Raw genomic sequence first — 11,430 nt, 5'->3', positions numbered from 1 at the left:
GATGAAACCCCACGCCACGGCCTACAGCCAACGTTTGTTGCGCGGTCAGGCGCCCTCGTACGAACGTTTGCAGGCGCGTCTGGCCGAAGACGGCAGCGAACTCGGCGCCGCACCGATAGCCGTGCATTGCGGCTGGGGCCGGTTGCTGATCGGCCACACCTTCCCCGATGCGGCGAGCCTGGCCCAAGAGCTGCTCAACGAGCAGGCCGGCGAACGCGACATCGCCTTGTACGTGGCTGCGCCCCAGCAAGTGCTGGGGTTGGAGCCGGCCCAGTTGTTTCTCGACCCGTCCGACACCTTGCGCCTGTGGTTCAGCGATTACCGTCAGTCCACTCGGGTGTTTCGCGGCTTTCGCATCCGCAGGGCCCAGAGCGACACGGACTGGCAAGCGATCAATCAGCTGTATCAATTGCGCGGCATGCTGGCGATCGACGCGAGTTTGCTGACCCCGCGCCATCAGGGTGGCCCCGTCTATTGGCTGGCCGAAGATGAGGACAGCGGCGCGATCATCGGCAGTGTTATGGGCCTCAATCATCACAAGGCGTTCAACGATCCGGAAAACGGCAGTAGCTTATGGTGCCTGGCAGTTGATCCGCACTGTTCGCGACCGGGTGTCGGCGAAGTACTGGTGCGGCATTTGATCGAGCACTTCATGAGCCGTGGGCTGAGTTACCTGGACTTGTCAGTGCTGCATGACAACCACCAGGCGAAAAGTCTTTACGCCAAGTTGGGGTTTCGCAACCTGTCGACCTTCGCCATCAAGCGCAAGAACGGGATCAATCAGTCGCTGTTTCTGGGCCCCGGTCCCGAAGCCGAATTCAACCCGTATGCGCGGATCATCGTAGATGAAGCTCATCGGCGCGGCATCGAAGTACAGGTCGATGACGCCGAGGCCGGTCTGTTCACCTTGGTGCATGGCAGTCGGCGTGTTCGTTGCCGTGAGTCACTAAGCGATCTGACCAGTGCCATCAGCATGACGTTGTGTCAGGACAAGAGCCTGACCCACAAGGTCTTGAAAAATGCCGGGCTGAACCTGCCATCGCAGCAACTGGCCGGCAACGCCGATGACAATCTGGCCTTTCTCGACGAGCACGAACGCGTGGTGGTCAAACCACTGGATGGCGAACAGGGCCAAGGCGTCGCGGTGGACCTGCGCACCATCGAAGAGGTCCTGCAAGCCGTCGAATCCGCCCGCCAGTTCGACAGTCGCGTGCTGCTGGAGAGCTTCCACGAAGGCCTAGACTTGCGGATTCTGGTGATCGGTTTTGAGGTGGTCGCCGCGGCCATTCGCCGACCGGCAGAAGTGGTGGGCGATGGTCAGCATTCCATCGGTGAGCTGATCGAAGCCCAGAGCCGGCGTCGTCAGGCGGCGACCAGCGGTGAAAGCAAAATCCCCCTGGACCCTGAGACCGAGCGCACCTTGCACGCGGCGGGTTATGACTACAGCAGTCTTCTGCCGGCCGGTGAGCATTTGTTCGTACGACGTACAGCGAATCTTCATACCGGCGGCATTCTCGAGGATGTCACGGCGATCCTGCATCCGACCCTGGCGGACGCGGCAGTGCGCGCGGCGCGTGCGCTGGATATTCCGATGGTCGGGCTCGACCTGATGGTGCCCGCCGCCGATCAACCGGACTATGTATTTATCGAAGCCAATGAGCGCGCCGGACTGGCCAACCATGAACCGCAGCAGACGGCCGAGCGATTTGTGGATTTGTTGTTTCCGCATAGTCAGCCGGCTGGCTAACGCTCCCCTCACGATCGTTCCCACGCTCTGCGTGGGAATGCCTCACTGGACGCTCCGCGTCCGCTTTTGGGACGCAGAGCGTCCCTGGCTGCATTCCCACGCAGAGCGTGGGAACGATCAACGATCAGTCGTCAACTCATCAGGAGTTTCCATGACCAGCAAAATTCCGGAACCAGATCTGAACTACCTGCAAAAAATCCTGCTGGAAATGCTCGCCATTCCCAGCCCGACCGGTTTCACCGACACGATAGTGCGTTACGTCGCGGAGCGGCTTGAAGAGCTGGGCATTCCCTTTGAGATGACCCGCCGCGGCACCATCCGCGCCACCCTCAAGGGCAAGAAAAACAGTCCCGACCGTGCGGTCTCCGCTCACTTGGACACCATCGGCGCGGCGGTTCGCTCAATCAAGGACAACGGTCGTGTGACCCTGGCCCCCGTCGGTTGCTGGTCCAGCCGTTTTGCCGAGGGCAGCCGGGTCAGCCTGTTTACCGACAACGGCGTGATCCGTGGCAGCGTGCTGCCGCTGATGGCTTCCGGGCATGCGTTCAATACCGCCGTGGATGAAATGCCGATCAGTTGGGATCACATCGAACTGCGCCTGGATGCTTATTGCGCCACCCGTGCCGATTGCGACTCTCTGGGGATCAGCGTCGGTGACTTTGTCGCCTTCGACCCTTTGCCGGAGTTCACCGAAAGCGGCCACATCAGCGCTCGACATCTCGACGACAAGGCCGGTGTTGCAGCCTTGTTGGCGGCATTGAAAGCGATCGTCGACAGCGGCGAAGAGCTGATGATCGACTGCCATCCGTTGTTCACCATTACCGAGGAAACCGGCAGCGGCGCCGCGGCGGCATTACCCTGGGACGTCAGCGAATTCGTCGGCATCGACATTGCCCCGGTCGCACCGGGCCAGCATTCCAGCGAACATGCCGTGAGCGTGGCGATGCAGGACTCCGGCGGACCTTATGACTATCACCTGTCACGGCATCTGCTGCGCCTGGCCAGTGACAACGAGTTGCCGGTGCGCCGCGACCTGTTCCGCTACTACTTCAGCGATGCCCATTCGGCGGTCACTGCCGGGCACGACATTCGCACCGCCCTGCTCGCCTTTGGCTGCGACGCCACTCACGGCTACGAACGCACCCACATCGACAGCCTTGCTGCGCTCAGTCGATTGCTCGGCGCCTACATCCTCAGTCCGCCGGTGTTTGCCAGCGATGCGCAACCGGCCAAGGGCTCATTGGACCGGTTCAGTCATCAGATCGAACATGACACGCAGATGGAAAGCGATACGCGGGTGCCGTCGGTGGATAGCTTGGTGGGGCAGCGCAACGATAACTAAGCGAACGCTGGCCCTGTACGTTCAACCGCCGTAGCATCGCGCCATTGTTTAGCCGAGGTGCCCATGCTGATTCCCCACGACCAACTTGAAGTCGATACCCTCACTCGCCTGATCGAGGATTTCGTCACCCGTGACGGTACGGACAACGGTGATGACACGCCGCTGGAAACTCGTGTTCTGCGGGTTCGCCAGGCATTGACCAAGGGCCAGGCGCTGATTGTCTTCGATCCGGACAGCGAGCAATGCCAGTTGATGCTCAAGCATGATGTGCCCAAGCACCTGTTCGACTGAGGCCTTCAGCGCCCTTTGTTTTTTGCCCGTTTGGCCTGGATGCGGTCGTAGACCTCCGCTCGGTGAACGTTGACGTTCTGCGGCGCTTCGACGCCGAAGCGCACAGTGTTGCCGTTGACCGCAACAATGCGCACGGAAATGTCGTCACCGATGGAAATCAATTCGCCCACAACGCGACTGAGTACAAGCATGACATTCATCCTTCAGGGTTATCGGACCCTGAAGATGCCCCGCGTGCAGCGGCTCTTCAATACGCTGACAGACAATCAGTCCCGCCCTACAGCGCAGGACGAACGCGTCCTAAGGATACGTCTGACAAATCCATTGATTGAAGGACCGATCCTTCAGGAGGCGGAGAATCGCGGGCCGAAAAGGATGACGCTCGCCCCGATCACACACAACGCCACGCCGATCCAGTCCGAGCCCAGCGGACGAATCCGCTCGACCACCGCCAGCCAACCAATCGACGCGATGATGTAGATGCCACCGTAAGCGGCGTAGGCGCGACCGGCATAGGTCGCTTCGATGCGGGTCAGCAGCAGCGCGAACAAAGTCAGGCTGAGCAGAGCCGGCACGACCCACCAGGCGCTTTTGCCCTGGCGCAGCCACATCCAGAAGGCAAAGCATCCGGCGATTTCAAACAGCGCGGCAAGAAAAAACCACAGGTAATTGAGCATGCAAACGTCTCGCGAGGATGGCCGATTGTGGCCACCCTAACGACGGTGTTGTGCATGGGCAAGCTCAGCCTGCGGTTTGTTTGGCCTTGGCGCGCATTTTGTCGGCCATGACGGTCATTTCGTCGTAGAGCAGTTGCGGGTTCTTCTGCTTGAGCGCCCAGGCCATACGGCCCTGTTCGTGCGGAAGAATCATGAATTCGCCAGCGGCAACGTGCTGATAGATGTAGTCGGCAATGTCGGCAGCGGTGATCGGCGAGCTTTCCAGCAACTTGCCGACCTGGGCTTTCATGGCCGGCGTCGGGCCACGGAAGGAGTCCAGCAGGTTGGTCTGGAAGAACGACGGGCACACCACATGCACGCCGATTTCCTGCTGCGCCAGTTCGATCAGCAGGCTTTCGGACAATGCCACCACGCCAGCCTTGGCCACGTTGTAGTTGCTCATGGCCGGGCCTTGCATCAGGGCGGCCATCGACGCGATGTTGATGATCTTGCCTTTGCTTTTTTCCAGCAGCGCAAGGAAGGCCTTGCAGCCCTTGACCACGCCCATCAGGTTGATCGCGATCTGCCAGTCCCAATCTTCAAGGGACAGTTCATTGAAGAACCCGCCCGAGGCAACGCCAGCGTTGTTGACGATGACGTCGATGCCACCGAGTTTCTCTTCGCAGGATTGAGCGAAGGCAGTCAGCTGGCTGTAATCACGCACATCGCAACGCTGGATAAAACCGTCGCCGCCGGCTTCGCGAACCCGCTTCAGGGTTTCTTGCAGACCGGGTTCGCTGACATCCGACAAGGCCAGCTGCCAGCCTTCACGCGCCCAGCGCAGCGCGATTTCGCGACCTAAGCCCGAGCCCGCGCCAGTGATCATCATGCGATTTTGCATAGCAAACAGCCTTGTAGTTCCGGGGAAGATGCATCGAGTGTAGCGAAGGACAATACCCGACCCACGCTCCATAAGATTGCTGAATGGCCCGAGCAAACCGCGGAAGCGTCTGAACCAACTAGAGTAATAAAAAACGAAATAAGCCTTTCTTCGAAAAACATTAAAAAAACTTGGAATTTTCTTTCATGAGCGACAGTCGGATTTTGTAAGCAGCCTGGTTTTATAGCATCCCGGCTGACACTTAAACGCCAGGTAATCCAGAACACTTCCAACAAGGAAATAGACATGGGCACAATTCTTATCGTAATTCTGATTCTGTTGCTGGTCGGTGGTTTGCCAGTGTTCCCGCACTCCAGAAGTTGGGGTTATGGCCCGTCGGGTATCATCGGCGTCGTGTTGGTGGTGCTGTTGATCCTGCTGTTGCTCGGCAAGATATAAAGGTTTAACCGGCAAAAAAAAGAGGCCCTTTTCAAGGGCCTCTTCTTTTGTTGCGTCAAAACTTAGTCCGGCTTGCCGTCAACCACACCGGCGGTGTTGTCGATCAGGCTCTTGGTTGCCGTTTGCAGGAACGCTTCGAGCTTGAGTTTCAGCTCAGCGGTACGCGGCGCGTCCGCAACGATCTCGGCGTGAGGCGTCGCGCCCAGTTCGTACTGATACATCTTCGGCGCCATTTCCTTTTCTTTCGGCAGCACCAGGATTTGATCGGCCGTGATGATGGCGGTGGTCTGCTCGCTACCCGACGGCTTGATCACGCCAAAACCAGTGTCGCCTTCAGGCAGGTTGAGCAGGTCGCGCCCCCAGCACTGATGACGCACTTCACCACCAATACGACCCATGATGGTCGGCACGATGTCGATCTGCGTGCCCACGGTGTGGTCACGCTGGCCGAACTTTTCCTGGATGCCCGGTGCGATCATCAGCATCGGCACGTTGAAGCGGCCCAGGTCCATTTCGGTGATCTGACGCTCGTTGCCAAAACCGTGGTCTCCGACGACCACAAACAGGGTTTCCTTGAAATACGGCTCCTTGCGGGCCTTTTCAAAAAACTGGCCCAGCGCCCAGTCTGCGTAACGCATAGCGGTCAAATGCTCGTTCAGGCTACCGCGATCGGTGACAGGCTCGACCGGCAGTGGCGTCGGCAAGGCATATGGCGTGTGGTTGGACAGGGTTTGCAGCAGCGCATAGAACGGCTTGCCGTTTTCCCGCGACTTGAGCTCGACCAGACCTCGGTCGAACATGTCCTGGTCGGACACGCCCCAGGTCGGATCGGAGAACACCGGGTTAACAAAGTCGTTACGACCAATGAAGTTGGTCATGCCCTGGTTGCTGAAGAAACCCGACTGGTTATCCCAGGCGAAGTCGCCGTTATAGACGTACACGTCGTCATAGTCACGGGCACTGAGCAATTGCGGCAGGCCGGACAACTTGTGGCTGCCTTCCGGCGTCTGCATCAGGTATTCGAAACCCGGCAGATTCGGGAAGCACGCCATGGTGGCGAACATACCCTGGTGGGTATGGGTCCCGTTGGAGAAGAAGCGGTCGAACATCAGGCCTTCCTTCGACAGTTTGTCGAGGTACGGCGTGATGTTGCCCGGTGCACCCAAGGCACCCACCGAGTGACCGGCCATGCTTTCCATCAGGATCACGACGACGTTCTTGATCGGCAGGGTCTTGTCGGCCGGTGGCGTGTAATCGCGACGCACTGCTGCGGTTTCGGTATCCACCAGCTTGTCGTCCGCCATCACCAGCATGTCACGCACCACTTTCTGCGCTTCAGGCTGTGGCAGGGTGGCCTTCCAGATGTTGTCGCGATCTTCGGACATCCGGCTCTTGGCCGCTGCGACCAACGACAATGTGCCGTTGAGGCCCAACTGGTTGGCGAAGTTCGAGTCGGTGGTGTAGACGTCCCCCCAACGCATTGGCGGGCCTTGACGCAACGTGCCACGAGCGGCCACTACGCAGACCAGCAGGCAGACGACAAACACCGCGATGCGTGAATACCACGGGGCGATCTGGCGCGTGCCGATGCTGCCGCCGCTGAATGGACCACGAGGACGGGTGGCGCGGTCGGCGCCCTTGAACGCCAGGGTCAGGATCAATGTGCCCACGGCCCAGGCCAGCAGGTAGCGAACCACCGGAAAACCGTACCAAAGCATGCTCATGACGGTTTTCGGGTCTTCCTTCACATACTGGAAGACCAGGCCGTTGAGGCGCTGGTGGAACTCGCGGTAGAAATCCATCTCCATCAGGCCGAGGAACAGCGCGATGCTCGAGGCAATGGTCAGCCAGAAACGGAAGAACCCGCGTGCGGCCATCGCTCGGGCGCTGAACAGCGCCAGCAGCAACGGAATGCTGAGATAGACCACCAGACGCAGGTCGAAACGCAGACCGTTGACGAACGCTTCGAGAAAGGTCGAGGCGGGGGTGTCGAGTATCATCTCGCTGTTGTAAGCCAGCAGCGCAACGCGCAGCAGGCTGAACATGACCATCATGACCAGGGCACACAGCAGTGTGTAGGCCAGATGCGATTTGACGGTCGGTTGCAGCAGGCGACTAGAAGCTCGCTGCTGACTCAGGGCGTCCGGGTTTGCCATGTCGTTTTAGGACCCATTGGAAGTTGAAGTTTCAAAAATACAGCTGCGCCCTGCCCTCTGTTGGCCAGTACTCGGCCCCGGGGCTTGCGCGGCGCGCAAATGTTGCACGATCAACCGCGGCATTGCCATTGATTACTGCCCGGTATGTTTGGCGCGGGCGAATTGTCTTGGAGACTTTGTGAAAATTTCGTGCAACGCGATATCCGGAAACAAAATAAAGTCCCCAGATCCTGATGTCCGTTAGTTCGGGGGCATATCCGTTTCTGCGGTAACGGCGACTGGCGGTTTCGCTTTTACAGCGAGTCACTTGGAAAATCCCCAAGTAACCAAACGCTTTTGCCCCGCCATTCGGTGCCTCGCTTAGGCTCGGCATGCCCTCACTCCGGCATTGCTCCGTGGGCCCGCCGCCCGCCGCCCTCGGCCATCCATGGCCCAGAGTGTGTCAAAACACCCAAGCAAACCCTTGCTATGATTCCCCAGGATTTCATCGCAAGGGTTGCCCATGAAACGCTTCATCCAAGGCGAACACCGAGGTCAAAGTACCTTGCTCCCCGAGAGCCTGGACGATTACGTCAGCGACACCAATCCGGTGCGTGTAGTCGATGTCTTCGTCGACGAGCTCGACCTGATCACCTTGGGTTTTGAAAGCGCTATCCCTGCTGAAACTGGCCGACCCGCTTACCACCCCGCAGTCATGCTGAAGATCTACATCTACGGCTATCTAAACCGCATCCAGTCGAGCCGGCGCCTTGAACGTGAGGCGCAGCGTAACGTCGAGCTGATGTGGCTTACCGGTCGCTTGATGCCGGATTTCAAGACCATCGCCAACTTCCGCAAAGACAACGGCAAGGCCATTCGAGGCGTCTGCCGTCAGTTTGTTGTGCTGTGCCAGCAGTTGGGGCTTTTCTCGGAAAATTTCGTCGCCATCGACGGCAGTAAATTCAAGGCGGTGAACCACCGCGACCGCAATTTCACCAGCGCCAAACTGAAGCGGCGGATGGAAGAAATCGAATCGAGCATTGCCCGTTATCTAACGGCGCTGGATGCGGCTGATCGGGAAGAGCCCAAGCCCTCTGGGCCTAAAGGCGGCTTGGAAGAGAAAATCGCCAAACTGAAGGAGCAGATGAAGGCGCTTCAGGAGATTGAAATACAGCTTGAAGCATCGCCGGACAAACAGATCTCGCTGACCGACCCGGACGCCCGCTCCATGATGACGAGCGGTAATGGAATCGTGGGTTACAACGTGCAGACGGCGGTCGATACCAAGCACCATCTGATCGTCGCGCACGAGGTGACCAATGTGGGTCACGACCGTGATCAGCTCAGCTCGATGGCCCAGCAGGCCCGTGAGGCGATGAAACTCGAATCGTTGTCGGTGGTGGCTGACCGAGGGTACTTCAAAAGCGGGGAAATCCTAGCCTGTCACGAGGCAGGAATTACCGCTTATGTGCCGAAGACGCTGAGCTCGCGCGCCAAATTCAATGGACGCTTCAACAATGATGTTTTCGTCTACGACGCAGACAAAAATGTGTACATCTGCCCCGCCAAGGAAGTGCTGATTTGGCGCTCCTCTTACGTTGATAAAGGCAAGAAGCTGGACAGTTACTGGAGTTCCAACTGCCGGGCCTGCTCGATAAAAGCGCAATGCACGCCGGCCAGAGAGCGAAAGGTTCGTCGCTGGGAGCATGAGGCGGTGCTGGAGGAGATGCAGGTTCGCCTGGACAATGCGCCGCAGATGATGAGCATCCGCAAGCGAACGGTCGAGCATCCCTTCGGGACGCTGAAACAATGGATGGGTGCAACCCATTTCCTGACGCGACGATTAGCCGGGGTGAGCGCCGAAATGAGTTTGAACGTGCTCGCTTATAACTTGAAGCGGGTGATGAAAATCCTCGGTGCGCAGAATCTAATGAAAGCGCTGTCGGCCTGAAAAGGCCCTTTTTGCCCAATTGACGGGCTGTAACGCGTTGTTAGCGGCCTTGAGAAGGGGCTGGAGCGACGAAGAACGCTTTAGGCTCAATGAGTCAGCCAACACTCGTCGGCGCTACGCGCCGACGATGCTTGAGCCTGTTTTTACACACTCTGGGCCATGGATGGCCGATGGCGGCGGGCCCACGGAGCAGGACCGGAGCGAGGGCATGCCGAGCCTAGGCGAGGCACCGAACGTCAGGGGCAAGAGCCCTTGGTTACTTGGGGCTTTTCCAAGTGACCCGCCGTAAGGGCGGAACCCTAAGCGGCCGCGACCGCAGAAACGGATCTGCCCCCGATCAAATAAACCGCCCTACCAAATAGAAAACGCCCCGAACCAGTCGAGGCGTTTTATCAAAAGAGCGAATCGATTACTTCTCAGCGCGTTCTTTCAGGGCTTTCAGGGTATTGAACGGCGCATCGACCACAAACTTGTTGGCCACCATCGACGGTATGCTACCGCCCGGCTCAGTGTGCACCTGATAGGTCACTTCGATCTGATCACCCTTGGGCACGAACTTCCAGAAACCGTCGACCTTGGTCACCCGCACAAAGCCTTTTTCCTCAGGAATGTACTTCGGCACGCCTTCGAGTTTACGGGTCAGACTGCCATCGGCACCCTCGACGGTGGTCACATGCAGCACCGAATCACGCGCGGTGACCGGCCAAGGCGTATTGAACTGGGTGTAAGTCCAGCTCTGATCACCTTCGTGTTTGAGCAACTTCTGGGTCTTGCATTCGTGAATCCAGGCGCAGGCCCCTGGCACGTCTTCCTGCAATGCGCGCAGTTTGGCCAGGGTGGTCTTCATCAGCGTGACACCACGGTAGGCCTTGTAATCGGAGCCGGCCACCTCGCTCAAGGAGATCTTGATGCCGTCCTGTTCCTTGGCGACTTTCCAGTCTTCGGCCTGAGCAGCCGTGGTGGCGAGCATTACCGTCAAACCACACAGCACAGCCATACGTTGCAGCGAACCCATAATCTTATTCCTTATTGTTGAAGTTCCGTTCGGTGAACACATCACGCAGCCGTCATTTGCTCCCACCAACCCAGCAATCTGATCGCTTCGTCACTGCTGCTTCCGCAGACTTCGATGTCGGCTTCGAACGCCGAACACACTGAAGGACGTTCCGGTTTGCCAAACACATTGCACAGGTTTTCGACAGAGAGTTGTACGCAACGTTCTCCGGCGGCTTTGCCCTTAGGCATGCCGGGAATCGGTGAACTGATGGAAGGGGCAATGCAACAGGCGCCACAGCCTTCACGGCATTTCATGACGACGAGCTCCTCGCGATGGGCGATGTGTTAAAGGACGTGGCACAGAGTAACCGCTAAAACGCTTGTTTAAAATTGCCTGGGCCCGGGTTTTTTCGCTCAAACGAGCGTGACTGACCAGTCTCCGACAAAGCGTCTGGCCAGCGGGTCACAGATGGGAGGGAATTACCGCTTGAACTCGAATTCCAGCGCTGCGCCTTCGACTTCACGGCGCTCTTCGTTGCGCAGTTGCAACTGCATTTCGTTGCTGATCAGCCTTCCGTTGAGCTGAAACGGCGTGCTGCCAGCCTTGTCACCGAACATTTGCGGCAATACGGCATCGTGCCGTGGCAACGCTACCGTACCGATCGGTTTCAACTCCTCGGCCATGTCCTCGGGCAGGCTCAAATCCAGGTCGACCGAAGGAAGCTTGGTTTTCACGACTTCACTGGCGGGTTTGGACTTGGAAGCAATCGGCGGTCGTTTTTTCACCTTGGCGGCTTTCTTTTTGACCGGCGCGGCTTTCTTGGCCGGGGCCGGTTTTTTCGAAGTGGCGTTGGTTGCCGGTTTTTCCTGAACGGAAGCCGCCATGACGCCTTCGACCTGGAAGGTCATCAGCAGGCAGATCGAAAGCCAGACGGCGGGGAAAATCGATTTCATGGACCCAACGGCGCAACGG

13 protein-coding genes are annotated in these 11,430 nt (G+C 58.4%); 5 read left to right on the top strand and 8 right to left on the bottom strand.

Annotation, left to right across the window (positions count from 1 at the left end):
- Window position 1 precedes the first annotated feature (1 nt).
- The 3 genes from ngg to ACYZT3_RS08630 all read left to right on the top strand — a co-directional run bounded on the left by ngg (window position 2) and on the right by ACYZT3_RS08630 (window position 3,380).
- Window positions 2-1,747, top strand: coding sequence for an N-acetylglutaminylglutamine synthetase (gene ngg, locus ACYZT3_RS08640; protein WP_462031872.1), 1,746 nt, complete (start codon window positions 2-4; stop codon window positions 1,745-1,747).
- A 151-nt stretch (window positions 1,748-1,898) separates the two neighbouring features.
- On the top strand, window positions 1,899-3,089 hold the full coding sequence (locus tag ACYZT3_RS08635; RefSeq protein ID WP_282380836.1) for an osmoprotectant NAGGN system M42 family peptidase: 1,191 nt from the start codon (window positions 1,899-1,901) through the stop codon (window positions 3,087-3,089).
- Between the two features lie 63 nt (window positions 3,090-3,152).
- Window positions 3,153-3,380 carry a YheU family protein gene (locus ACYZT3_RS08630; RefSeq protein ID WP_025212539.1) on the top strand — a complete coding sequence of 76 codons (228 nt, stop codon included), beginning with the start codon at window positions 3,153-3,155 and terminating at the stop codon, window positions 3,378-3,380.
- Between the two features lie 5 nt (window positions 3,381-3,385).
- Here ACYZT3_RS08630 and csrA read toward each other — a convergent pair whose 3' ends face one another.
- From csrA to ACYZT3_RS08610, 4 genes are all read right to left on the bottom strand, one after another.
- Complete coding sequence (csrA, locus tag ACYZT3_RS08625) at window positions 3,386-3,571, bottom strand: carbon storage regulator CsrA (RefSeq protein ID WP_282380831.1); 186 nt, start codon at window positions 3,569-3,571, stop codon at window positions 3,386-3,388.
- A 153-nt stretch (window positions 3,572-3,724) separates the two neighbouring features.
- Complete coding sequence (locus tag ACYZT3_RS08620; RefSeq protein WP_282380829.1) at window positions 3,725-4,057, bottom strand: YnfA family protein; 333 nt, start codon at window positions 4,055-4,057, stop codon at window positions 3,725-3,727.
- A gap of 64 nt (window positions 4,058-4,121) precedes the next feature.
- Window positions 4,122-4,937: an SDR family oxidoreductase gene (locus tag ACYZT3_RS08615; protein ID WP_282380827.1), complete on the bottom strand. Its 816-nt coding sequence runs from the start codon at window positions 4,935-4,937 to the stop codon at window positions 4,122-4,124.
- A complete protein-coding gene (locus ACYZT3_RS08610) occupies window positions 4,922-5,224 on the bottom strand; it encodes a hypothetical protein (protein WP_462031871.1) in 303 nt (100 codons plus the stop codon). The genes ACYZT3_RS08615 and ACYZT3_RS08610 overlap by 16 nt, the downstream gene beginning before the upstream one ends.
- On the opposite strand from ACYZT3_RS08610, the gene ACYZT3_RS08605 reads away from it, so the two are divergent.
- Window positions 5,217-5,375, top strand: a complete 159-nt coding sequence (locus ACYZT3_RS08605) for a DUF3309 family protein (RefSeq protein WP_169858239.1) — start codon at window positions 5,217-5,219, stop codon at window positions 5,373-5,375. The two genes, ACYZT3_RS08610 and ACYZT3_RS08605, sit on opposite strands and share 8 nt — an antisense overlap.
- Window positions 5,376-5,437: 62 nt before the next feature.
- Here the strand turns inward: ACYZT3_RS08605 and ACYZT3_RS08600 are convergent, their stop codons facing one another.
- Window positions 5,438-7,531, bottom strand: coding sequence for an LTA synthase family protein (locus ACYZT3_RS08600; protein WP_282380822.1), 2,094 nt, complete (start codon window positions 7,529-7,531; stop codon window positions 5,438-5,440).
- A 502-nt stretch (window positions 7,532-8,033) separates the two neighbouring features.
- On the opposite strand from ACYZT3_RS08600, the gene ACYZT3_RS08595 reads away from it, so the two are divergent.
- On the top strand, window positions 8,034-9,461 hold the full coding sequence (locus tag ACYZT3_RS08595) for an IS1182 family transposase (protein WP_282383490.1): 1,428 nt from the start codon (window positions 8,034-8,036) through the stop codon (window positions 9,459-9,461).
- A gap of 409 nt (window positions 9,462-9,870) precedes the next feature.
- On the opposite strand, the gene ACYZT3_RS08590 is transcribed toward ACYZT3_RS08595, so the two are convergent.
- The 3 genes from ACYZT3_RS08590 to ACYZT3_RS08580 all read right to left on the bottom strand — a co-directional run bounded on the left by ACYZT3_RS08590 (window position 9,871) and on the right by ACYZT3_RS08580 (window position 11,411).
- Complete coding sequence (locus tag ACYZT3_RS08590; protein WP_282375753.1) at window positions 9,871-10,476, bottom strand: START domain-containing protein; 606 nt, start codon at window positions 10,474-10,476, stop codon at window positions 9,871-9,873.
- Window positions 10,477-10,517: 41 nt separating this feature from the next.
- Entirely contained in the window at window positions 10,518-10,772 is a 255-nt protein-coding gene (locus tag ACYZT3_RS08585) for a YkgJ family cysteine cluster protein (protein ID WP_282375752.1), read from the bottom strand.
- A 165-nt stretch (window positions 10,773-10,937) separates the two neighbouring features.
- Window positions 10,938-11,411 carry a translation initiation factor 2 gene (locus ACYZT3_RS08580; protein ID WP_282375751.1) on the bottom strand — a complete coding sequence of 158 codons (474 nt, stop codon included), beginning with the start codon at window positions 11,409-11,411 and terminating at the stop codon, window positions 10,938-10,940.
- Window positions 11,412-11,430 lie beyond the last annotated feature (19 nt).

Source organism: Pseudomonas sp. MDT1-16 (assembly GCF_054898115.1).
Note: the sequence above shows the minus strand (reverse complement) of the source record. Positions and strands in the feature narration are given on the sequence as shown.